29 protein-coding genes are annotated in these 20,334 nt (G+C 48.6%); 23 read left to right on the top strand and 6 right to left on the bottom strand.

Annotation, left to right across the window (positions count from 1 at the left end; all coding sequences use genetic code 11):
* Positions 1-34: 34 nt before the first annotated feature.
* Positions 35-910 carry a DUF3108 domain-containing protein gene (locus tag NWE93_07185; protein MCW4000005.1) on the bottom strand — a complete coding sequence of 292 codons (876 nt, stop codon included), beginning with the start codon at positions 908-910 and terminating at the stop codon, positions 35-37.
* Between the two features lie 302 nt (positions 911-1,212).
* On the opposite strand from NWE93_07185, the gene NWE93_07180 reads away from it, so the two are divergent.
* The 8 genes from NWE93_07180 (at position 1,213) to NWE93_07145 (ending at position 7,129) form a co-directional block, all read left to right on the top strand.
* On the top strand, positions 1,213-2,259 hold the full coding sequence (locus tag NWE93_07180; protein MCW4000004.1) for a hypothetical protein: 1,047 nt from the start codon (positions 1,213-1,215) through the stop codon (positions 2,257-2,259).
* A gap of 512 nt (positions 2,260-2,771) precedes the next feature.
* Positions 2,772-3,500, top strand: coding sequence for an archaeal proteasome endopeptidase complex subunit alpha (locus NWE93_07175; GenBank protein MCW4000003.1), 729 nt, complete (start codon positions 2,772-2,774; stop codon positions 3,498-3,500).
* A 7-nt stretch (positions 3,501-3,507) separates the two neighbouring features.
* Positions 3,508-4,194: a ribosome assembly factor SBDS gene (locus tag NWE93_07170; protein ID MCW4000002.1), complete on the top strand. Its 687-nt coding sequence runs from the start codon at positions 3,508-3,510 to the stop codon at positions 4,192-4,194.
* Between the two features lie 21 nt (positions 4,195-4,215).
* Positions 4,216-4,929 carry an exosome complex RNA-binding protein Rrp4 gene (gene rrp4 / locus NWE93_07165; protein ID MCW4000001.1) on the top strand — a complete coding sequence of 238 codons (714 nt, stop codon included), beginning with the start codon at positions 4,216-4,218 and terminating at the stop codon, positions 4,927-4,929.
* Positions 4,922-5,656 (top strand): exosome complex exonuclease Rrp41, encoded by a 735-nt coding sequence (gene rrp41, locus NWE93_07160; GenBank protein MCW4000000.1) that lies wholly within the window; start codon positions 4,922-4,924, stop codon positions 5,654-5,656. Before rrp4 ends, rrp41 begins: the two co-directional genes overlap by 8 nt.
* Complete coding sequence (gene rrp42 / locus NWE93_07155; protein ID MCW3999999.1) at positions 5,656-6,450, top strand: exosome complex protein Rrp42; 795 nt, start codon at positions 5,656-5,658, stop codon at positions 6,448-6,450. Before rrp41 ends, rrp42 begins: the two co-directional genes overlap by 1 nt.
* Before the next feature lie 7 nt (positions 6,451-6,457).
* Positions 6,458-6,802, top strand: a complete 345-nt coding sequence (locus NWE93_07150) for a 50S ribosomal protein L37ae (protein ID MCW3999998.1) — start codon at positions 6,458-6,460, stop codon at positions 6,800-6,802.
* A gap of 69 nt (positions 6,803-6,871) precedes the next feature.
* Positions 6,872-7,129 carry a KEOPS complex subunit Pcc1 gene (locus NWE93_07145; GenBank protein MCW3999997.1) on the top strand — a complete coding sequence of 86 codons (258 nt, stop codon included), beginning with the start codon at positions 6,872-6,874 and terminating at the stop codon, positions 7,127-7,129.
* A gap of 265 nt (positions 7,130-7,394) precedes the next feature.
* Here NWE93_07145 and NWE93_07140 read toward each other — a convergent pair whose 3' ends face one another.
* Both NWE93_07140 and NWE93_07135 read right to left on the bottom strand, forming a co-directional pair.
* Positions 7,395-7,868 carry a hypothetical protein gene (locus tag NWE93_07140; protein ID MCW3999996.1) on the bottom strand — a complete coding sequence of 158 codons (474 nt, stop codon included), beginning with the start codon at positions 7,866-7,868 and terminating at the stop codon, positions 7,395-7,397.
* A 34-nt stretch (positions 7,869-7,902) separates the two neighbouring features.
* Positions 7,903-8,469, bottom strand: coding sequence for a hypothetical protein (locus NWE93_07135; protein MCW3999995.1), 567 nt, complete (start codon positions 8,467-8,469; stop codon positions 7,903-7,905).
* 34 nt (positions 8,470-8,503) lie between these two features.
* On the opposite strand from NWE93_07135, the gene NWE93_07130 reads away from it, so the two are divergent.
* A complete protein-coding gene (locus NWE93_07130) occupies positions 8,504-9,589 on the top strand; it encodes a hypothetical protein (GenBank protein ID MCW3999994.1) in 1,086 nt (361 codons plus the stop codon).
* 201 nt (positions 9,590-9,790) lie between these two features.
* Here the strand turns inward: NWE93_07130 and NWE93_07125 are convergent, their stop codons facing one another.
* A complete protein-coding gene (locus NWE93_07125; protein MCW3999993.1) occupies positions 9,791-10,213 on the bottom strand; it encodes a helix-turn-helix domain-containing protein in 423 nt (140 codons plus the stop codon).
* 146 nt (positions 10,214-10,359) lie between these two features.
* On the opposite strand from NWE93_07125, the gene NWE93_07120 reads away from it, so the two are divergent.
* From NWE93_07120 to NWE93_07105, 4 genes are all read left to right on the top strand, one after another.
* On the top strand, positions 10,360-10,671 hold the full coding sequence (locus NWE93_07120; GenBank protein MCW3999992.1) for a hypothetical protein: 312 nt from the start codon (positions 10,360-10,362) through the stop codon (positions 10,669-10,671).
* 94 nt (positions 10,672-10,765) lie between these two features.
* A complete protein-coding gene (locus NWE93_07115; protein ID MCW3999991.1) occupies positions 10,766-11,395 on the top strand; it encodes a hypothetical protein in 630 nt (209 codons plus the stop codon).
* Positions 11,396-11,517: 122 nt separating this feature from the next.
* Positions 11,518-12,111, top strand: coding sequence for a hypothetical protein (locus NWE93_07110; protein ID MCW3999990.1), 594 nt, complete (start codon positions 11,518-11,520; stop codon positions 12,109-12,111).
* A gap of 10 nt (positions 12,112-12,121) precedes the next feature.
* Positions 12,122-12,820 carry a hypothetical protein gene (locus tag NWE93_07105; protein ID MCW3999989.1) on the top strand — a complete coding sequence of 233 codons (699 nt, stop codon included), beginning with the start codon at positions 12,122-12,124 and terminating at the stop codon, positions 12,818-12,820.
* Positions 12,821-12,876: 56 nt separating this feature from the next.
* On the opposite strand, the gene NWE93_07100 is transcribed toward NWE93_07105, so the two are convergent.
* Both NWE93_07100 and NWE93_07095 read right to left on the bottom strand, forming a co-directional pair.
* A complete protein-coding gene (locus NWE93_07100; GenBank protein ID MCW3999988.1) occupies positions 12,877-14,025 on the bottom strand; it encodes a hypothetical protein in 1,149 nt (382 codons plus the stop codon).
* 71 nt (positions 14,026-14,096) lie between these two features.
* The gene (locus tag NWE93_07095) at positions 14,097-14,351 is read right to left on the bottom strand and encodes a SemiSWEET transporter (protein ID MCW3999987.1); all 255 of its coding nucleotides are present in this window, start codon (positions 14,349-14,351) and stop codon (positions 14,097-14,099) included.
* 182 nt (positions 14,352-14,533) lie between these two features.
* Here NWE93_07095 and NWE93_07090 point away from each other — a divergent pair, with 182 nt between their 5' ends.
* The 10 genes from NWE93_07090 to NWE93_07045 all read left to right on the top strand — a co-directional run bounded on the left by NWE93_07090 (position 14,534) and on the right by NWE93_07045 (position 20,206).
* Positions 14,534-15,019: a 30S ribosomal protein S13 gene (locus NWE93_07090; GenBank protein MCW3999986.1), complete on the top strand. Its 486-nt coding sequence runs from the start codon at positions 14,534-14,536 to the stop codon at positions 15,017-15,019.
* Between the two features lie 2 nt (positions 15,020-15,021).
* Positions 15,022-15,612, top strand: a complete 591-nt coding sequence (locus tag NWE93_07085) for a 30S ribosomal protein S4 (protein MCW3999985.1) — start codon at positions 15,022-15,024, stop codon at positions 15,610-15,612.
* Positions 15,609-16,013 (top strand): 30S ribosomal protein S11, encoded by a 405-nt coding sequence (locus NWE93_07080; GenBank protein ID MCW3999984.1) that lies wholly within the window; start codon positions 15,609-15,611, stop codon positions 16,011-16,013. The genes NWE93_07085 and NWE93_07080 overlap by 4 nt, the downstream gene beginning before the upstream one ends.
* 108 nt (positions 16,014-16,121) lie before the next feature.
* Positions 16,122-16,931: a DNA-directed RNA polymerase subunit D gene (locus NWE93_07075; protein ID MCW3999983.1), complete on the top strand. Its 810-nt coding sequence runs from the start codon at positions 16,122-16,124 to the stop codon at positions 16,929-16,931.
* Positions 16,928-17,290, top strand: a complete 363-nt coding sequence (locus tag NWE93_07070; protein MCW3999982.1) for a 50S ribosomal protein L18e — start codon at positions 16,928-16,930, stop codon at positions 17,288-17,290. Before NWE93_07075 ends, NWE93_07070 begins: the two co-directional genes overlap by 4 nt.
* A 7-nt stretch (positions 17,291-17,297) precedes the next feature.
* On the top strand, positions 17,298-17,765 hold the full coding sequence (gene rplM / locus NWE93_07065; protein MCW3999981.1) for a 50S ribosomal protein L13: 468 nt from the start codon (positions 17,298-17,300) through the stop codon (positions 17,763-17,765).
* Positions 17,766-17,767: 2 nt separating this feature from the next.
* Positions 17,768-18,178 carry a 30S ribosomal protein S9 gene (locus tag NWE93_07060; protein MCW3999980.1) on the top strand — a complete coding sequence of 137 codons (411 nt, stop codon included), beginning with the start codon at positions 17,768-17,770 and terminating at the stop codon, positions 18,176-18,178.
* Between the two features lie 13 nt (positions 18,179-18,191).
* Positions 18,192-18,422, top strand: coding sequence for a DNA-directed RNA polymerase subunit N (locus NWE93_07055; GenBank protein ID MCW3999979.1), 231 nt, complete (start codon positions 18,192-18,194; stop codon positions 18,420-18,422).
* Positions 18,423-18,506: 84 nt separating this feature from the next.
* On the top strand, positions 18,507-18,821 hold the full coding sequence (locus tag NWE93_07050; GenBank protein MCW3999978.1) for a nucleotidyltransferase family protein: 315 nt from the start codon (positions 18,507-18,509) through the stop codon (positions 18,819-18,821).
* Positions 18,822-19,204: 383 nt separating this feature from the next.
* Entirely contained in the window at positions 19,205-20,206 is a 1,002-nt protein-coding gene (locus NWE93_07045) for a hypothetical protein (protein ID MCW3999977.1), read from the top strand.
* Positions 20,207-20,334: the final 128 nt, after the last annotated feature.

The raw sequence follows: 20,334 nt of genomic DNA, 5'->3' as shown, positions 1-20,334 counted from the left end.
AAAAGGTGAAAGTAAGAGGGGGGTGCCTCTTAATTTAGGGGTGGGTGTGTTCTATGAGGGTTTTCTCTGTAGTCACGGTGGAGCTTCTTTCTACCCCCGAGGAGACGAGGCTGCTCTGCTGGGTGAGGTCAGCTTTGATGAGGCGGCAGCTGCTCTGCTCAATGTAGGTGTTTCCGCTAAGACGCAGCGTCATGCCATCTACGCCACTTATCAGGGAATTATCTGAGTGCAACGTCAAGGTGCCGCTGGATACTTCGATATGCATCACCGTGTAGGTGCCTGCTGGAACCGTGATTTCCTCGAATCCCACAAACTTCAAGGTGACCTCGCCGGTTAAGCCCAGGGTGGCGTTGCCTGTGTTTACGGGGATAGTCCACACGTCGCCTGCCCTCACGGTGCTCTGCGCCAGATAAGCCAGTATGGCGGGGTCGGTGGCGTTGTAAAAGATTAGCGGGCCGCCGGGCGCCATGAAATTGTTGTAGTAGCCTGCTTTGCTGATGTTTAGGGTTATCAGGGGCAGCTCGATGTTTCTGGAAAGGTCGGCTTCTGTAGTGATTTTCTCGTCGACAACGTAGTATTCGCCTTTATCCTCCAGTATGTCCAGTCGCAGGGTGGAATTGTAGCTTTGGCTACTTGACATCCCCGGCAAGGTGAGGGATGCGTTGGCGGCTTGGTTAGTTACCTGGTTGGTGTTCTGGTACACCATGCGCTCCCCGACGGTGTAGCTGAGGCTAAGCTGCATAGATGCGCCTGCGATCTGTGGAACCATCAACGCGGCAGCAACTATGACTGCAATTAACGCTATAGCCGCCACGGCAAAGTACATTTTGCGGCGGGGCTTTCCGGCTGCTGGCTCGGGGCTGCTTGGCGCCGCCAACGGGGGCAAACTGGGTTCTTGCTGATTAATCATATGCATCTCCAAGGCTATTTGGGCGGCTGAGGCATTTAAGGGCTTTTGACTAAAAACATTATCAAACAACCCTCTATACCGATTTTAGCGGAAAAGCTGTTCTAAACGTCCTTGCTTTAGGGTTTGCGAGATTGACGATGGATAAGACTCATGCCTGAGTATGTAAGAGGGTTCAAATCCCATTCTGCTCACCAAAAAAGTACCTGCCCTCTTATTTGATTAGGGTTAAGAAATGTTGACAAGGCTTAGTCAAGAAATCTGGATAATAACGCTTTTAACCATATTTATCTCAAGATTGGAGTATGCGGAAGATACCTAAAGCTACATTTGCGCTGATGACTGTACTTCTTTTAAGCTCAGCACTTATCTTTCAATCTCCAAGGGTAAATGCGGAATCGAACACAATCACTGTTCCAGACGATTATCCAACAATCAGCTCAGCTATCGGTAATTCCACAGAAGGAATAACAATACTTGTAAAGCAAGGAACCTATGAAGAGCAGACGCTTGTAATAGATAAAACATTAACGTTGATTGGTGCAGGAGCTGAAAGTACTACCATAAGCTGTCATCCTCAATGGGTATTTACAGGCGGATTTCACCTCAACGGTACTGGAGTTCAACCCGATTACGGCTATGATAGTCCAATAAAAATAACTGGGAACAATGTATCATTCTCAGGTTTTAAAATCGTAAGTGACCAATCCAGCAGTATCTCAATAAATGGAATTGGAGCTATCATTGTCTTCAATAATATTACAACGCCACTTACAATTTCGGGGAATGCACAAAACATTACAGGCAACTTTCTCAATTCGGGACTTCTATGTGCGGGTGGAGAAAACCATGTTATCTCTAGCAATCAAATAATTGATGGAATATACACCATGGCATCTCAATGCGCTATCATAAATAACACTTTTTCAGGCAAATATGGAGTTATGATGGGCGGAAATAACAACAAGATATTTAATAACACAATTCAAAACACTGGTTGCGCACTCTACTTTTGGGCCTATGCTGTTAGTAACTCTATTTACGGCAATAATTTCATCAACAACTCCCGGCAAGTGCAGATAGGCGAGGTCTACAATTCAACTGTTGCAAAATGGGACAACGGTGAGGTCGGCAATTTTTGGAGCGACTTTAACGGTCAGGGAAATTATGTAATCGACCAAAACAACATAGACTATTACCCCCTAAGTGAGCCCTATCATATGTCTACCAAATCAGTATCTAACTTAGATACCGCACTACTGATAGCTATTATTACAGTAGCTATTACAGCAGGCATAGTTTCTCTACTACTTTTTAGAAGGCATCGAAAAACCACTAACTTAAAGCAATGACTTTTTTCCACAGCTAAAAGTCCCCCTCTGCCTTAGATGGCGTTTTTTCGCCTTAATGAACGGTTCTGCCTAAGTGGACAGTCGTTTACTTCGTATTCACAATGCGGGCTGAAGTGCGCACCTCTCCTATAAAGGGGCGGGAGGTCTGCCCTGAGCAACCGCATCCATGGCATCTGCGCTGGCAGCCTTGAGTTGCAGGTGCACAGAGAAGAACCGCTAAACCCGGCAGGTGCAGACAAAGATCAGTTTCCCCTCGGCAGATGCATTGCCCTCTTTGCCCTGAGTCTGCATTTGTTGAGGGTATATTAAGAGGGGGGGTAGAGAGAGAATCGCACGTGAGCTCTAGCGCTTCTGCAGGCATCCAGATGTCCCTAAGCTCTGAGTTTCGCAGTTTTTTGGGTGCAGGTGCCTTCTAGGCGGGGAATTTGGGGTTTTGCTTTTATAGGAAGGTTTTTAGTATAGTTATTGTATGAGTCTGTGAAAAAGTCAACAGAGTTAAGTGAGGTTAAATTATGTCTGTATTTGCAGCACCAGGAGCATATGACCGTGCAATTACTGTATTCTCACCCGATGGGCGACTCTTCCAAGTCGAATACGCCATGGAACTCGTTAACCGCGGCGCAACCATACTGGGCATACAGACCAGCGATGGATTAGTTCTCGGCTCAGAGGAAAACATAGAGGTCCTTGAAGAAGCAGGGTACTCATGGAAAATCTTCAAGGTGGACGATCACATTGGAGCCGCCATCGTGGGGTTAAGCTCAGACGCACGCATCCTAATCGACCAAGCACGCATCTACGCGCAAAGCAACAAACTAACATACGACGAACCCATCGATATAGAAGTCGTAACTAAACGCATATGCGACATCCAACAAATGTACACCCAGCACGCAGGTGTGCGACCATTCGGCGTATCCATCATCTTTGGCGGCGTCGACAAAACCGGCCCCAGAGTCTTCGGAACACACCCCAGCGGAACCTACCGCGGATACAAAGCCACTGCGCTTGGCGCAGGACGCGAAACCGTTCTTGGCATACTCAAGGAAGAATACAAGGACAACTCGACCCTCGACGGCACCATAAAACTCGCAGTGAAATGCCTAGTTAAAGCCCTTGAAGCACGTCAGCTTCCACCCAGAATCAAAATCGCCGTAATCCCAGCCGCGACCAAGAAAATGGAAATGCTAAACGACGACACAGTGGAAGGCTACATTAAAGAGCTGGGTTCAAGCAAGTGACCCGCTAATGAGTGAAAGGTTCACCGTCGCACGTTTAACCCGCGACAATGAGCATTTCGAGATCCTAGTTAAACCCCAGAAGGCACTGGATTATCGAAACGGCAAAATCACCGGTATAACGGAGGTTTTAGCCGCCGAAACCATTTTCAGCGACGCAAACAAAGGCACCAAAGTCTCCGAAGACGCCATGAAGAAAGCCTTCAAAACGGTGGACCCCCAGAAAATCGCAGATGAAATCCTCAAAAAAGGAACCCTGCAATTAACAACCGACCAAAGAAGAAAGATGGTTGAAGACAAAAAAAGACAAGTAATAGACTTCATCTCCCGAGAAGCAGTCGACCCAAAAACCAACCTGCCTCACCCCCCCATGCGCATCGAAAACGCCATGGAGCAAATCCGCTATCCCATCGACCCCTACAAACCCGTAGAGGAGCAAGCACGAGACATCGTGAAGCTACTCCGCCCCATTCTGCCCCTCAAAGTAGAGCAGATGAAGGTGGCAGTGAGAATCCCCGCGCAATACGCAGCACGCGCATATGGCTCCATCAAGAACTATGGCGCCATCAAACGTGAAGAATGGCGTGGCGACGGCTCATGGTATGGCGAACTCGAGTTGCCCGCTGGTTCATATGCCTCACTGCTCAACAAGTTGGGTGACGTAACCAAGGGAAGTGGAGAAGCAAAAGTAATCTAAATATGAAGTTAAGGTGATTTTATGCCAGCATTCTTTGAAAAAAAACAGCTCGTGACCCCCGGTGAAATGCTCGCGGAAGGCGACTATTTACCCGGCGAAAACACGTACGTAGAAAACGGCAAGATTTACGCCTCAAGGATTGGACTCGTAGACAGCGACAACAAGAAAGTTAACGTAGTTGCACTTAGGGCTTTTTATGTGCCTAAAGTAGGCGACATCGTCATCGGCACAGTCGTGGAAGTCGGCTTCAACGGCTGGACCGTGGATATTAAAGCGCCCTACACCGCGCTCCTGCGTGCATCAGACGTTCTCAGCAGACCCTTCAAACCCCAAAACGACGAGTTATCCGCAGTCCTAACCGCAGGCGACTTAATCGTTGCCAAAATAGCATCCTACGACCGCGCACACGACCCCCAATTAACCGTGAGCGAACCCGGCTTAGGAAAGATTACCCGTGGACAAATCCTGCAGGTGACCCCGACAAAGATTCCCCGCATCATCGGACGCAAAGGCTCCATGATCTCCATGATTAAGCAGGAAACCAACTGCCAAATCATACTGGGCCTAAACGGCGTTGTCTTGGTGACGGGTAAAACTCTCGAAGAAGAGGAAATCGCCATAGGCGCTATCCGCAAAATCGAGGAGGAATCTCACACCAGCGGTTTAACCGATCGCATCACCCAGTTATTGAAAGAAAAGAAACCCGTTAAAGTGGAGGAAAACAAAGTTGAATGAAAAATCCGATAAGTTAATCGACAAAAAAGGCATTCGGCTCGATGGAAGAAAAGCCGATGAGCTGCGCCCCCTAAAACTTCAAGTTGGCGTACTCTCAAACGCTGACGGCTCAGCCTACATTGAACATGGCAAAAACAAAATCCTAGCCGCCGCGTTTGGCCCAAGAGAAATGCATCCTAAACACCTCGCCCAACCCGACCGCATGGTTCTACGCTGCCGCTACCACATGGCACCCTTCTCAGTGCAGGAACGCAAATCCCCCGCACCCTCACGACGCGAAGTCGAATTAAGCAAAGTCATAAAGGAAGCACTTGAACCCGCACTATTCCTTGAACTCTACCCCCGCACCGGCGTTGACGTATTCGTCGAAGTCCTGCAGGCAGACGGAGGAACAAGATGCGCAGCCATCACCGCCGCTGCACTCGCCATCGCCGACGCAGGCGTCCCCATGCGCGACTTAGTCGTGGCATGCGCCGCAGGCAAAGTCGACGACACCGTAGTTCTGGACCTCTTTGATGCAGAAGACAAGTTAGGTGCAGCAGACGTTCCAGTCGCATTCATGCCCAGCCTCAACGCTGTGACGCTGCTCCAGATGGACGGCATCTTAGCCCCCGCTGAGTTTGAGAAAGCAGTCACTATGGCTATGGAAGGCTGCCGCAAAATCTACGTGATGCAGAAGGAAGCGTTAAAGACTAAATACATGGTTGTTAAGGAGGATGAAGAGTAATGTCATCTCTTATCACTAAAGTCCGGCTAAAGCAAATTGAAGGCCTCATCGAAAAGAACCAGCGCCTCGACGAACGGGGCTTAACTGACTACCGCGAAATCAAAATCGAGCAAGGCGTCATCGAGAAAGCCGAAGGCTCCGCCCGAGTGCTCCTGGGCAAAACCGAGGTTCTCGTCGGCGTCAAAGTGGAAACCGGCGAACCCTTCCCCGACACACCCGGCGAAGGCGTCATGACCGTTAACGCAGAGCTTGTTCCGTTGGCTTCCCCCAACTTCGAGCCTGGTCCACCAGACGAAAACAGCATCGAATTGGCACGCGTCGTTGACCGCGGCATCAGAGAATCCCACGCTATCGACACCGCTAAACTCTGTATTGAGGAAGGCAAAAAAGTCTTCGTGGTCTTCGTCGATGTCTACGTGCTTAACCACGACGGCAACCTCATCGATGCATCTGCTCTGGCAGCCATGGCAGCGTTGCTTAACACCAAGATGCCTAACTACGAAATCACCAAAAGCGGCGAACTTAAAATCAAGCAAGGCTACAGTCAGCTGCCCCTTAAGAGTCACCCCATAACCGTCACCATCGGCAAAATCAACAACAAACTCGTCGTTGACCCCTGGCTTGAAGAGGAATCCGTGATGGATTCACGCATAACCTTCGCATCCAACGAGGCAGGCAACATCTGCGCCATACAGAAGGGCGGCTCTAGCTATTTCACACCGCAACAGATTTTAGATGCATCAAAGATTGCTCTGGAGAAAGCAGCTGAACTTCGCAAGAAACTTGGCTGGTGAACCATAAATGCCAAAGACAAAGAAAGTAGGTCCAACTCGAGGATTAGGAACAAGGTACGGCTCCACAGTAAGAAAACAGTACGTTAAAGTAGTCACGGAACTCAAGAAACCTCACCGTTGCCCCCAATGCGGCTTTATCCGCGTTCGCCGGGTCAGCGTGGGTGTCTGGCGATGCGGCAAATGTGAATTCACCTTTGCAGGCGGAGCTTACACTCCAACCACCAAGCTTGGCGCTGTTGCTCGTCGCGCAGCAAAGGGCACGGTTGCTGAGGAAGCCGGGGCTGCCGCAGCCGTCGAGGAAGCGGAATCAGACATCGATGTTGAATCGGCGCCTGAAGAAGAAACCGAGTAAACCTACCTTTTCCCCTTTTCAATTTTAGTTTTTATTTAAGCCTGCAGCTTAATCCCTACAGGGAACCATATGTCCAGCTGCGCACAAGCCACCATACACCTCAAATTCGCCACCGAAAAACAGTTAACCGCAGTTCTCGCTGCACTGCAACCCGAAACCAAGGCGCTGCCCACAAAGCGATCAAACGTGGCGCTAACACGCAGCGGCAGCCAACTCACCCTAAACGCCACAGCAGAGGACACCGTGGCGCTGCGGGCAACCCTTAACGCATACCTGCACTGGATACAATCCACCCTAAACGTCCTAGAAGCCCTAGAGAAAACGTAACTACTGTTGCTCTGCCACGTCTACCCCCCCTCTATTTATAGGCTCAGCGACTGCTGGCTTTCTTGAAGGGTTTGTCTGCAACTGTTGAGGATACGCTTTTTCTGCTGGGCGGCTGTTGGATGGGGCTTGTTTTGCCTAGGCATCTGCCGCGGGTCTGGTCTGCGCTATAGTCAAAGCCAAGCCGTCATGATGCTCTGAAGGACCTCCCTCCCCATTAATAAAGGCGCAGAGATGGTTCTGTTACCGATATTGTTTAGTATTTGACCTAAATGGGTGAACCACAAATTTCATCAAGCTCTCGCAGCAATTTGGCTGACAAATAAAATCTAGAACTCTTAATGGCTATTCGAATTGCTTTTAAGTCCTCAGGAGTTAGAAGAGCTTTGTTTTTCATCTCCTTGATTATACCTATTGTTCCTGTCACTTTCACGCCCAGAGTTTCACAGATGCCCCTTCCAAAAGTTTCGTCTATTACACAAGTAAATTCTGGATGTTGGCGAGCGTAAGAAATGACCCAGAACTCACCACTTGAGGATTCATTAAAGAAATATGGTAATAAATCCTCATCCTCATTAACATCAATAGGGTTGAAAACCTGTTTGAATAGTTCAATGCTCGGCTTAGGGCTTTCACCATCGCCGACGGAATATTCTTCCATTACACGGTTAGGAGCTAATATTGTGTAAATCTTGGAAAATGCTTTGAGTTGGGCAAACAGTTGACACTTTTCAAGGAGCATAATAGAAGGCGAGCAATCGAAAATGAACTTCGGCTTACTTGCAGAGTCCTTCAAGAAAATCTTTCTCGCTCATATCAAGCCATTTAGCGGCGGTTGCCGAATTTACTTTCCCTTTCAAGAAGAGGTTCTGCACCAAAGGTACTCTCCTTTTCTCAAGCCGTGAAAATTCTGTTGAGTTAACTACTGACTCAGGGATAAGATGGTACATAAAGAACATCAATTCATCGGGTTTTAGGTCATTAAGCTGTTGCTTTGCAAACATCAGCTTTTCCAGTTCTTTCTTATCTAGACCTTGTAATAGTTCCCTTGCCGCATCTTGCCCTTCAGGTGTGAGCGTTACCGTATCTTTTTCGTCTATATCGACTAAGCCACTATCTTGTAGCTTTTCGATATTTTCTTTAAGTTCGTATGATACGACTCCATACTTGTAATAGGAGTAAGCGATGTCATTGGTTTTTCTTAGATACTCAAAATAACGAATGATTTTTTGAAGGTGCATTATGTCTATATCCGAGCAACCCTCACGGTCTTTTAGCGCTAAGGCTACGAGCGAGTACTTTCTAGTAGGTGCATCAAGACCGTAATCTTCAATATAGGACATAATTTTAAAAGGGGAATAAGTTGATTAAATAGCTATGGGACAAATATTTAAAATCGATAAGTTCGAACGGGAAGAGGAAATAGGTGTAGCCAAGAAGAAAATTTACGCTTCAGACAATAGCTTCTCTTTCGAAGGACCCGTCGTAACGCAAAAGGTAGCCCCAGTTGACGCTGATAATAATAAAGTCAACGAAATTGTCCAACATATTAACCCCAAAAGAGTAAGGACTCTTGAGAATAACAGGATAAAAAATTTTACCGATGATATTAAAAGCTATTTTTGCCCCAATAAACTCAACATAACAATTTTTGACATGCAGTATAGCATAATGCCAAACGAGGATACCCTTAGATTGATTGCACAGGCACTGCATGGAGCAAGCGATAAAGCCGTTTTCCTGCCAGCAATACAAAAGTCTCTAGTGCAAAGTATTCCTAAGGGTAGAAAAGGTCCTAATTGGGATGACAACAAATTTTCAAGTTACAAAAATATGCTAAAAGTTATGTTTGAAGAAATAAGAATGCATAATGGGAAAGAAATTGTTGGCATGATTCCCTTCTTTTTGCCTATTAAATATCAAAGAGAAATAATCGACTATTATTTTGCTGAAGGTGTACGCACATTTGCAATCGACGCTAACTTTAGTGATTTAATGAATAATGCGGAAGACCTCTGCTATACACTTTCAAAAATCAAGAAAGGGGTTGATGGTCTCGAAAAAACAGTTGTTTTTGCCTTTAATACTGGAATTGGCTATTACGATCCAAAAGAAGTTGTTTCAGACGATTTCTTGAGCATCTTCGCTTATGTAGATGTTTTGGGTTCAACGTTTAAGGTAAGACATGGCGGTGGCAACGGTCCACTAAAAGGCAGAATATTTTCGAGCGAAAAATATTCTTACGACACAATGCTGGAACCAGACTTAAAATTAAAGTTCGGCAATAGCGTTAACTCACTAACAATTAAGAATGTTAATAGGTCTGAACAAGCGAAAGAAACATCAAACGTTAGACCATTGATTGGAGAACATAAAATAAAGCCTTACTTAGCCACTAAATCGGCGGTAGTAAAAAGGGAATCGATAAAGCGGCTAGAGACGATTGCTCACAAAGTTGGTTAACTGATTCTAACGGTTTCTTTTATTTTCCTTTCCCATTCAGAATGCGTCATTATTCCTTTTTCTTCTAAGACATCTACAAGGCTTGAAAGCATAGAATCCAATTGATCAACCTCTTAGACAGGAATGACTTATTCTCGACCAAGGCAATCGGATGCATACAAGAGGGCTGCTTTGCAAACTGCAAGTGCCGGCCAAACTGGGCTATAGAGTGCCGCTTTTCCATGTCTTAGCGGTTTCATAGCATAGAAAAACCACAAAAACCGCCGTTACCGCCAACGAAAACACGTATTCCCGATACATCACCGAGGGCTGCAGAACTGTCAGCTCCAGAACCAGCGCCGCCACCGCGAAGATGGCGTAGAAGAGGTACCGTGGGACGAGGAACCGGCTGATTTTGATGCTGTTCTCCAGCAGGTACTTGGCAACGCTGTATCCGCCCAGTTCGCGGCGCAGCAGCCCCGCTTCTTCGAGTTTGCCCAGATGGTAGGTGGCAACCGATGAACTGCTGAGGTCAAGCGCCCTTTGGAGTTCCCGCGTGCCCACTGGCTTTTTGCTTTTCAGTAGGAAACGGTAGACTTCAAGGGTTGTTCCCTTAAGCACTTCTTTGGATTCGCCAGTTGACACAGAGGACACTTACCCAGAGAATATTCTGTTTAAGCATTTAAGAGCTATGGACAGCGACTGTTCGAAACTTTAGAACATCTTTACGCTAAAATAGCATTAAATAAAGGTCTGTATATTCAGTAACTGATTACTGAAAGGTTCAGAAAATGAATACTAAAATGCTGATGGCTCCGGTTCTGGCAATAACGCTTGCGTTACTGTTAGCGGGCGCTATCAGCATGATTGTACCCCAAGAACAAGCCGATGTGTTCACGACGGGGTCAGAAAATTATGGCGCTAACCCAATCCCGACGCCTCGAGTGGGTGCATCGGTGCCGACAGCGGCCCCGCAGCCTATGGCTTCAGCGGCCGACCTCTACTCCCTCCCAGCCTTCCTCATGTTCGCGGCTGCGGCGGTAATCGTCGGTGTAGCCGTGGTTCTGCTGTTCTTCAGAGAAAAAAACCTCGACAAGAATTAAAACGCTCTCTGTGTGCTAAAACCAGAACAACACGTGCTAAAGCATCGCATTAAGAACGACCTGTCCCTCTTTTTAGCACAAGGAAGACACTACCATGATGATTATTGACCCTGTAGTCAACGCCTATCCATACCTGATACTTCTTGCAATCTGTGTACTAGTTGTTTTAGTGGTGTTTTGGAAGTATCCTCCGATGAGGGCTTACCGCAGAAAACGCAACCTTATGGCCTACGCAGCCTTGATTGCCATTTTCTGTTTAATCAGCTATCGAGCCTACGATGTGACTGCGGGTCCAAACCTGGTTTCGTTTGGGATACAAAAAACCCAAAGCCCCATTTTTGTGGGGCAGCAAAACCAGTTCACCGTAACCTGCTACAGCCAAGGCGCTAAAAATGTGCAATTTTACGTGGTTTTCAAATCTGCAAATGCCACGCTCCAAACGGGGGGTCAGCAGGGCTACATCCAAGTCAATGATACAGCCATAAAAATCCCCTTTAGCTTCCATGGCGAGGGCCAAGAAACCAAGCCCGTTTACTTCACGGCAGCCAACGCAACTAGCCTCTCGTTTTATCCCTCTGTTGAGCGCCAAACAGATAGCCCAATGATTGTCACCGCATATTTAACTAATATTCAATGTAACTGGGATGAAGCTACCCAAAGTTTTGCCATGGCTGATTCGCCGCCGCTTGCGGTTCCAATGCCCGCGATTGGAGGCTCCTTTTAGGCCCGCTTGGTCTGGCAAAGAAAAAGACTGGGGCTTGGCTGGGTGTACTAAAACCAGAACAGAACGTGCTAATACATCGCATTAAGTACCGCAGTTACCCTACTATGCAAGGAGCATAGCCGATGTCAATAGCACACACCGATCCCTTTCTCTACATCGTTGTATTCATCGTTATCTTTGTGGTCTTCATTGCTGCCGCAGCAAAAATTCCCTCTCTGAGGCGCCCAACAAAAAGGAACCTGCTAATCTATTTGGCTGTAGCGTTGGCGCTAAGCTTACCCATGTATCAAGCCTACGATGCATCTTTAGGGGTTGCCGCCGTCACATACCACGTTGAAGCCCAAGGCGACCGCTTCTACGCTGACCGAGCAAGCCAGTTCACTTTCGTTTGCACAAGCCTTTGCAGAAGGGCAACAAGCTTTAATTTGCTAATAACCACAAACAACGCTACCTTCGAAGCTAACCCAGATTATACGCAGCTAAACGACACCGCAATTAAACTGCCCCTTAGCTTCCAGGGGGTCCACAGGGAACAAAGCGTTTCGGTGCTGTTTAGAATAGATGAAAGCGTGGCGGGCTGCGATTTCACCCTCACTGTGGAATCCGAAAACAGGGGTCCCATCGTTACCGCTTCTACAGATAAAGTCTACTGCGTATGGAACAGCACCTTGGGCTGCTATCTGGTGAGCACCACAAGTACCCCCTGTGTGTTATGAGGTGGAGTGTATGTTCGGAAAAAAAGGTTTAGTTCTTCTCGGTTTGGCGCTTCTGCTGTCGTTTTCCGCCCAGACATTTCTATCCGCCACCGCAAACCCCATTGCGCCCCCGATGCTCACCGTGGATTCGCCCCAAGACAACCAAATCTACCCAAGCAGCGTCATGCTCAGCTTTGCCCCCACTTCCCACAGCGGCTACAACTTCACTTCGTTTAGCTACAGCCTCGATGGGCAACCGCCAAAACCCACCGATGGACACACGCTTCTATCAGATTTAGCCTGCGGTTCTCACACCATAGAAATCTACGGCAACGGCACCTCAGATTGGAGCTCCGAACCAAAAGTCAACATGCTCCTTGGCATCGTGTATTTTAGCGTGGGGTACTCGACGCAGTGGCTGGTGTTTCTCCTGGTTCTTGTCGTGGTGTTTGTGCCGCTTCTGCTGGGTTGCTTCATCAACCGTAGGCAGCTCTCTGCGCGGTTTCATAGAAAGAAAACATCTGCTTTCTGGTTAGGCAGCGCCGTCCTGTTTTTCTCCGCTGTCATTTTTGCTCCGTCGGCGTGGCAGCTGGCCAGCAACTACCTGTTCCCGCATTATCCCCGTGGGCTACAGTTTTCTGCAGTGCCGGGTTTTCTGTTTGGTTTGGCGCTTGTTGCGGCTGGGCTTGTTTTGGTGGCTGCCGGCACCAGACGGCAAAGCTTCCGCTGAAAACTTGGATCTGCAAAAACCTCAAACGCCTCCCTGTTTTCTATCGCACCTGCAGCTTAGGGGGCGAGGTGGGTGCCGTTCCAATAAATCACTGTGCCATAGCGGCCATGGGCATCAGCCATCAGCGATGGGTAATCGCAGAGGATGTCAAAGTCTGCCCCGAACTGCATGATGAGTGCTTCTACCTCGCCGTAGATCTGCCGGCTTTGGCTATCGCCGCTCCAGAGCCCCCAAACCGTGTCGTTTGAGCTTCGGAAGCCAAAGCCATAATCCGCGGGCAGTACATACGCCGTCTTCACCGCTGCATAATCCGCTTGAGGGTGGCTGGCGATGTAGCTCCAGAAGTCTTTTAGCGTATCGAGGTGCTCTTGACCTAATATGCCGTGTTTGTCTGTCTGCGGATAACTAAACACCACCGCATATCTGGCGCCGCTGTCATAGGCTAAAACCAAATCCTCATACACCTCCGCTCCCGAGGCAATATAGGGTTCCTGGCTGTAGGTCCAAGTTATCATGGCGCCCCAGTCCTTATCGTGGGCTCGGGCGGCTCCCCTCACCAAGGCGATTTGCTGCTCGCGGCTACTGTTCCAGCCCAGCTCCGCCAACACCACATCGTAGCCTGCGCGGTAATCAAACCAGTACAGCCCATAATCCGCCGTCAAAACCTTCTGCCCCTCCGCCTGATAATACTGGATCTCAGGCGCCAAAACATCCACGTATTTTTGGGCTGCCTCCGCGTGGCTTTCTGCAGACCTGACTTCCATGTATCTGCTGCGGTCGATTTGGTCGCCGCCTGCTTCGTCCCAGCGGTAAACCGCCAGAAACTTGTCGCCGTAGCGCTGTTTGGCATCGGCTACCCATTCTGCGGGCGTGGTGTTTTGCCAGCTGCTGTACTGGGTGAGGTTGGTGAATAAGACCACAAAATGCAGATCAGCCGCTGCGATGTAGTTGCAGCTCATATCCAGCAGGGTCCGGTTTATGGAGACACCGGGCAGCCCCAGAACCACCAGATTCGTGTAGTTTTTAACTTCGTCTACCAGCGAGGTTAAATCTTCAATGTCGCCGTATGCGACTTCTACGCCCACATAGAACGTTTTGGGCGGCTTGTCGGTGTGGTAGCTGATGCTTAAGATGGCGGCGGAGACAACGATGACTGCTAGGATGGCGGATGCGGCGATGAGTGCTTTTCTGTTGGGTTTTGGCATGGCGGTTCCTCCGTTATGGATATGGCGGTGTGGGTTGAAAAGCTTTAGTTAAAATCCGCTGATGCCGCTGTTTACTTGTATTTTACTTTGAAAATAAGAATGATAACAGCCTGGACAAACGCCACGGAGTTCGCGATGATTATGGGCAGATGGTTGGTGAGCAATCCATAGATGAACCACAGCAGGACTCCGCTGCAGAATAGGCTAAACATCCCCGTTGAGATATCTTTGGTGGATTTGGTTTTAATCACCTTGAACAGCTGAGGAAACAACGCGACGGTGGTTAACGCGGCAGCTGCCAATCCAAGGACTGTAATAGCATCCATAGCTTCTCTAAGTGGACACAGCATGGTATTTTACCTTTCGATTATGAGGCGGAAATCCGCTTTGCTTGGGTAAATCTTGTTTTTTCCTCGACCCATGATGGATGTTTCTGCTAGGGAAGGTTTAAATAAACACCAAGTCATTTCGTATATGCTTCAAGCTAAAAAACGGATGAAAATTCAGCATGTCACAGGAATACCGCTATATTGTTCGTATCATGGGCACCGACGTTCAGGGCACCATGAAGACTTCTTATGCAGTTGCACAGGTTAAAGGCTTAAGTTCAAGCCTCGCCAACGCCATCATCAAGAAGGCAGGCGTAAACCCTGACCTACGCGTTGGTTTGATTACTGAATCAGACGTATCAAAAATCGAAGATGTAATCCGGGACCCAGCAAAATATAGCATCCCCGCATGGATGTTTAACCGCCGCAAAGACAGCGACACCGGAAAAGACATGCATCTTCTAAGTGCAGAACTCGCATATAAAATAAAAACTGACATTGACGGAGCCAAAGAAATCAGGTCCTGGCGTGGATACCGCCATGCTTACAGCCTGAAAGTAAGAGGCCAAAGAACCAAAACCACTGGGCGCCAAGGTAAATCTTTAGGAGTTAAGAAGAAGACTCTGATGGCTAAGCCGGGTGCACCTGCCGCCGGAGGCAAATAAGCATGGGAGATCCAAAGAAGCAACGTAAGAAATTCGAAACGCCACGTTTCCCTTGGCGAAAAGACATCCTCCAAGAAGAACTAAAGCTTCTGGGGCTATACGGTTTACGTAACAAACATGAGCTTTGGCGCCACAAAACCACCCTGTCCAAGGCCAGAGGCATCGCCCGCTCCCTCATCAGCAAAAGCGAAGAGGAACGCGCGAAAATGGAGAATGAGCTGCTGGCAACCCTTAAAAAGAAGGGTATCTTGGCGGAAACCGCGGTTCTCGACAACGTGCTCGACTTAACCATCGAGGACATCTTGGAGCGGAGACTGCAAACAATCGTTTTCCGCAAGGGATTGGCACGCACCAGCTTCCAGGCACGTCAACTTATCACTCACGGCCACGTAACCATCGATAACCGCAGAGTAACCATCCCCGGCTACATCGTGCCCAAAGAGGAAGAGCCAAAAATCGTCTATTCACCTGAAAGCGCCGTTGCAAAACAGGAGCATCCCCTACGCTTGGGCCTTAGCGTTGTAGCTAAACCCCCTGAGGTACGGGAACCCCGTAGAGGACGCAGAGGCGGACGCGGAGGCGGCAGATTCTGAGCGCCAATAGCAAACGCAACGAGAAATGGGCAATTGTCCATATCTTCAGTTCCTACAACAACACCCTAATCCACATCACTGACATATCTGGCGCAGAAACCATCTCACGCACCACCGGCGGCATGTACGTTAAAGCAGACCGCATGGAATCCTCACCCTACGCAGCTATGCGAGCAGCCACAGGCGCAGCTGAAGTTGCACGTGACAAAGGCATAACCGCCATACACATCAAAGTCCGCGCACCCGGCGGCAGTGGACCCAGAACCCCTGGGCCAGGCGCACAGGCAGCAATCAGAGCCTTAGCAAGATTTGGCTTCCGCATTGAACGCATCGAAGAAGTCACCCCGATTCCCCACGACGGCACAAGACGACCCGGCGGAAGAAGAGGCAGAAGAGTCTAATCTCTCCACCCCCACTATTTAAGGGGAAAAATACAAATAATGCACCGAAATATCCTATTGACCGCGCATCAGTTGATGTAACTTATTGGAGTGTCTCAGCAAGTGAAAATGGAAATCTTAGAAAAGAACGATATTGCCTTACGCGTTGTAGTTCGAGACGCGGATGTTCCTTTAATGAACGCTCTGCGTCGCTTAGCGCTTGCTGAGGTTCCCTGTATGGCAATTGAAGAAGTCGTCATGATCGAGAACAGCTCGATTCTGCAGGACGAAATCATCGCGCATCGCCTCGGCCTTACCCCCCTGCGCACTGACCTTGACTCCTATAATTTGCCTGAAAGCTGCGAGTGCCAAAGCGAATTCGGCTGCCCCCAATGCCGCGTCACCCTAACGCTTGATGCAGAAGCCAAGGATGGCACCCGAACTGTCTACTCAGGCGAAATCGTCTCCGAGAACCCCGAGATTCTCCCGGTTTCCGACAAAATCCCAATTATTAAGTTGGCAAAGAACCAGAAGCTGAAGCTTGAAGCGTACGCGCGGCTTGGCAAAGGCAAAACCCACGCTAAGTGGCAGCCTGTCTCGATGTGCGCTTACAAGTATTACCCCAAAATCACTGTTCCCGCGGAGAAGTGTGAGGGCTGCTCTAAATGCGTTGACATCTGCTCCAAGAAGGTTTTAGCTTTCAAGGATGAGAAAATGGCTGTCCGCGACCTCTTAGCCTGCACCTTATGCATGGACTGCGTCGAGGCCTGCACCCAGAAGCCTTCCCCGCTTAAAATCGAGTGGGAAAAGAACGCGTTCATCCTAAACATTGAATCTACAGGTGCGCTTCCACCCGAGCGGGTACTTAAAGAAGCCACCAAACTGTTAGGCAAACAACTAGACGAATTTGAAACCTTAATCAAGGCTGAACTACCATGAGAGAAACCAAAACCACCAACCCCCAACTAATCGAACTCATCAGTCTTCTACGCAAAACAAGCAGAGAACAAGAAGCCCCCATCTGGCTAGACGTAGCAGACCACCTGGCTAAAGCCCGCCGCCAACGCATCTCCGTGAACCTAAGCAGCATAAACCGCAACACCGAGAAAGCCGACGTTGTGGTTGTTCCAGGCAAAGTTTTAGCTTCAGGCGCATTGGATCACGCTGTAACCGTCGCCGCCTTTGAGGTGTCGGATGCAGCAAAAGCCAAGCTTGCAGCAGCTAAATCAAAATGTATCCCAATCCAAGAGCTCATCGAGAAAAACCCCAAGGGCTCAAACGTAAAAATCATCCGGTGAAAACAAAATGGCACAAACAACAGTTAAACCCGCAAAAGCACCCCAAGCAACCTTGGTTAACGCTGAAGGCTTAATCGTTGGTCGAATGGGCAGCAAAGTCGCCAAGATGCTGCTTAACGGGCAAGAAGTCATCATTCTTAACTCTGAGAAAGCAGTTTTCTCAGGGAAACGCAAAAGCAAAATCGCCGAAGCTCACCTTTTCCTTGAAGTCGGCGCACCCGAACGTGGACCCTTCCACTACCGCAGACCCGACCGGTATCTACGCAAGACCCTACGCGGCATGCTTCCCATAAAGCAGCCGAAAGGCAAAAACGCGTATAAGCGCCTAAAAACCTACTTGGGCGTGCCATTGGAATTCAAGGATAAAGAAATGGTGACTTTCCCCGAGGCTTCCGCGGCGAACCTTAAAGGTCCACGCATCACCCTTGGCGAATTAGCCACCGAAATCGGATGGAAAAACAGGATGGAAGAATAATCATGCCAGCAAAAAAAGTACTCGTAGTTAGCGGAAAACGAAAAACCGCAGTTGCCCGCGCCATACTCAAGCAGGGCATCGGCAAAGTCCGCATAAACCTCACCCCAGTCGAAATCTACGAACCCGACATCGCTAAAGCCAAAATCATGGAGCCGCTTCTGCAGGCAGGCCCAGACATCTGGCAGGCACTAGACATGGACGTGAAAACCAGCGGCGGAGGCTACATGGGTCAGGCAGAGGCAGCCCGCATGGCAATCGCCAACGGCCTATTGAAGTGGACCAAAAGCACTCATCTACGCACCGTCTTTAGCGAATACGACCGCACCATGATTGCAGGCGACAGCCGCGCTAAAGAAACCAAGAAATTCGGCGGTGCAGGCGCACGTTCCAAGGAACAGAAATCATACCGGTAAGGAGACATAAAAAGTGATTATTCCCGTAAGATGCTTCACCTGCGGCAAGTTGGTTGGAGACCGATGGGACGAATTCACACGACGCATAAAGACAGGCGAAAACGCCAGCGACGTCCTTGACAGCTTGGGCCTTAAACGGTACTGCTGCCGACGTATGCTGCTTTCAAACGTTGAAATCATCGATGAAGTGCTGCGGTTCTACGAAGAAGCAGAGAAACGCAAAGAAGCCCGCAACTTCTACTAAACCCTCTTTTTAGGGGTTCTACTTCTTATTCAATAAATACTTATTAGTGGATAAAGGCTATTTCCTGTTTGAGGAAAATTCGTCTTGGTTCAATCTTTCTCCTCTGTGCGGTCGCTTGAAGAAATTGTTGAGCAACTGCGATTGTTGAAACCTGCGTTGAAGGTACGTTTTAAAGTAGAGACCTTAGACGTGTTTGGATCATATGCAAGAGGAGAACAGAATGAAAAAAGCGATCTTGATCTTTTAGTGACATATTGCGACCCAGTCAGTCTTTTTACTGTTTATGACTTGAAGCAGTTCTTGAGGCAAAGGTTACAGTTGAAAGTGGATGTGGTTTCGAAGGATTATTTGAATAGGCACATAAGAGACCAAGTGCTAAAAGAGGCTGTTTCAGTCTGACAGAAAATCGTCAGCCAAGAGATCCTAAACTTTACCTTAAAGAAATCATTGATTACATTGACGACTTAGGAGAGATCGTTGATGGTTTAACCTATGACCAGTTTATCAAACAAAAGATTAACCAGCATGCCCTAAAAGATATTCTAAGAGATATTGCTGAAGCTGTTTGGGCTGTCTCAAAAAGCAAACGGGTAAGAGAGCAATTCTACTACCACCATATTCCATACGAGAAGCTCTGTGGTATGAGACACGACCTTACCCATGAATACTTCAGCGCAGACTGGCCTACAATATGGACTACAGCAATAACCGAATTGCCCAAGTTGCGGCCTCAATTCAAAAAGATTCTAGATAACCTCTAACTGACTTATCGGGGAACGTAAGTGTCCAAGAATTGGTTAACTCACCTAAAAATCAACCCCATCACAAGTCTGCTTTTATGCGGCAACGGAGCCATCGAATACTTTACCCGCCGAGACCTCCTCAACGAAACCGTCCAACCCATAACTTTTGTCTGGCAACTGCCAGAAGTCCAGCGAATCCTCCGGAAGCAGAAACCTGACGGTTCATGGCCCCACACCGGCAAAGAAACCGTAACCTACCCAAAAAACCACTATGCATTAGTCGAAACTTGGAAAAACCTCCGCATCCTTGTCGAACATTACCAACTCACCAAACAGCATGAAAGCGTGCCTAAAGCGGCTGAATTCCTGCTTTCTTTTCAAACTAGCCAGGGCGACATCCGCGGCATGATGGCAAACCAGTATGCCACCTACTATACGGGTGCAATGCTGGCGGTCCTTATAAAAGCAGGATACACAGATGACCCGCGAGTGGAAAAGGGACTGACTTGGTTGCTCTCCATGCGCCAAAACGACGGCGGATGGTCAATTCCCATCTTAACCCACCAATATGCCCTCACACAGGCAACCATAAACAAACTCACAAGCACCTACGCCGAACCCATAGAACCCGACCGCACAAAGCCCTTCTCGCATAACTGGACCGACATGGCTCTGCGCGCCTTCGCCGCCCACCCCGCGTATCGCCGCTGCAAAGAGGCGCATGCAGCCGCGGACCTGCTCAAAACATCCTTCTTCCAACCCGACTACTACACCTCATATCAGGACAAGCGTTACTGGGTACGGTTCCTGTTCTGGTGGCCTAACCTCGTCACGGCGCTGGAGTCGCTTGCGTTGACGGGCTACCCCGTAGACGACGCCGACGTGCAGCGGGGCCTAGATTGGCTTGCAGATAACCAGTTGCCCAGCGGCTTGTGGAAGCTTGAGTACGGCAAAGCAGCAAGAGCGAAGATGGGGGTATCCAGTGAGCAGCTATGGCTGGCTCTTAGGATAGGAAGAATATTCAAACGGTTTTATCCATAGACAAACGTATCTTCTACAAACTGGCAAATCTGTCTGCCGCAACTGAATAGAAACTTCTATAGTAATCCAACAAACAACCAAGCAAAACTGCCATGAAAATGCAAAAGCAGACCAATTCCAACAATCCC

This window comes from Candidatus Bathyarchaeota archaeon (assembly GCA_026014735.1).
In the GTDB taxonomy this organism is placed as follows: Archaea; Thermoproteota; Bathyarchaeia; order Bathyarchaeales; family Bathycorpusculaceae; genus Bathycorpusculum.
This window is presented reverse-complemented; position numbering and strand designations above follow the sequence as displayed.

Bases quoted from the DNA above. Each gene is read 5' to 3' on its own strand.
- NWE93_07185 (MCW4000005.1), bottom strand. From the start codon at position 910: ATGATTAATCAGCAAGAACCCAGTTTGCCCCCGTTGGCGGCGCCAAGC.
- NWE93_07180 (MCW4000004.1), top strand. From the start codon at position 1,213: ATGCGGAAGATACCTAAAGCTACATTTGCGCTGATGACTGTACTTCTT.
- NWE93_07175 (MCW4000003.1), top strand. From the start codon at position 2,772: ATGTCTGTATTTGCAGCACCAGGAGCATATGACCGTGCAATTACTGTA.
- NWE93_07170 (MCW4000002.1), top strand. From the start codon at position 3,508: ATGAGTGAAAGGTTCACCGTCGCACGTTTAACCCGCGACAATGAGCAT.
- rrp4 (MCW4000001.1), top strand. From the start codon at position 4,216: ATGCCAGCATTCTTTGAAAAAAAACAGCTCGTGACCCCCGGTGAAATG.
- rrp42 (MCW3999999.1), top strand. From the start codon at position 5,656: ATGTCATCTCTTATCACTAAAGTCCGGCTAAAGCAAATTGAAGGCCTC.
- NWE93_07150 (MCW3999998.1), top strand. From the start codon at position 6,458: ATGCCAAAGACAAAGAAAGTAGGTCCAACTCGAGGATTAGGAACAAGG.
- NWE93_07145 (MCW3999997.1), top strand. From the start codon at position 6,872: ATGTCCAGCTGCGCACAAGCCACCATACACCTCAAATTCGCCACCGAA.
- NWE93_07140 (MCW3999996.1), bottom strand. From the start codon at position 7,868: ATGCTCCTTGAAAAGTGTCAACTGTTTGCCCAACTCAAAGCATTTTCC.
- NWE93_07135 (MCW3999995.1), bottom strand. From the start codon at position 8,469: ATGTCCTATATTGAAGATTACGGTCTTGATGCACCTACTAGAAAGTAC.
- NWE93_07130 (MCW3999994.1), top strand. From the start codon at position 8,504: ATGGGACAAATATTTAAAATCGATAAGTTCGAACGGGAAGAGGAAATA.
- NWE93_07120 (MCW3999992.1), top strand. From the start codon at position 10,360: ATGAATACTAAAATGCTGATGGCTCCGGTTCTGGCAATAACGCTTGCG.
- NWE93_07115 (MCW3999991.1), top strand. From the start codon at position 10,766: ATGATGATTATTGACCCTGTAGTCAACGCCTATCCATACCTGATACTT.
- NWE93_07110 (MCW3999990.1), top strand. From the start codon at position 11,518: ATGTCAATAGCACACACCGATCCCTTTCTCTACATCGTTGTATTCATC.
- NWE93_07105 (MCW3999989.1), top strand. From the start codon at position 12,122: ATGTTCGGAAAAAAAGGTTTAGTTCTTCTCGGTTTGGCGCTTCTGCTG.
- NWE93_07100 (MCW3999988.1), bottom strand. From the start codon at position 14,025: ATGCCAAAACCCAACAGAAAAGCACTCATCGCCGCATCCGCCATCCTA.
- NWE93_07095 (MCW3999987.1), bottom strand. From the start codon at position 14,351: ATGGATGCTATTACAGTCCTTGGATTGGCAGCTGCCGCGTTAACCACC.
- NWE93_07090 (MCW3999986.1), top strand. From the start codon at position 14,534: ATGTCACAGGAATACCGCTATATTGTTCGTATCATGGGCACCGACGTT.
- NWE93_07085 (MCW3999985.1), top strand. From the start codon at position 15,022: ATGGGAGATCCAAAGAAGCAACGTAAGAAATTCGAAACGCCACGTTTC.
- NWE93_07075 (MCW3999983.1), top strand. From the start codon at position 16,122: ATGGAAATCTTAGAAAAGAACGATATTGCCTTACGCGTTGTAGTTCGA.
- NWE93_07070 (MCW3999982.1), top strand. From the start codon at position 16,928: ATGAGAGAAACCAAAACCACCAACCCCCAACTAATCGAACTCATCAGT.
- rplM (MCW3999981.1), top strand. From the start codon at position 17,298: ATGGCACAAACAACAGTTAAACCCGCAAAAGCACCCCAAGCAACCTTG.
- NWE93_07060 (MCW3999980.1), top strand. From the start codon at position 17,768: ATGCCAGCAAAAAAAGTACTCGTAGTTAGCGGAAAACGAAAAACCGCA.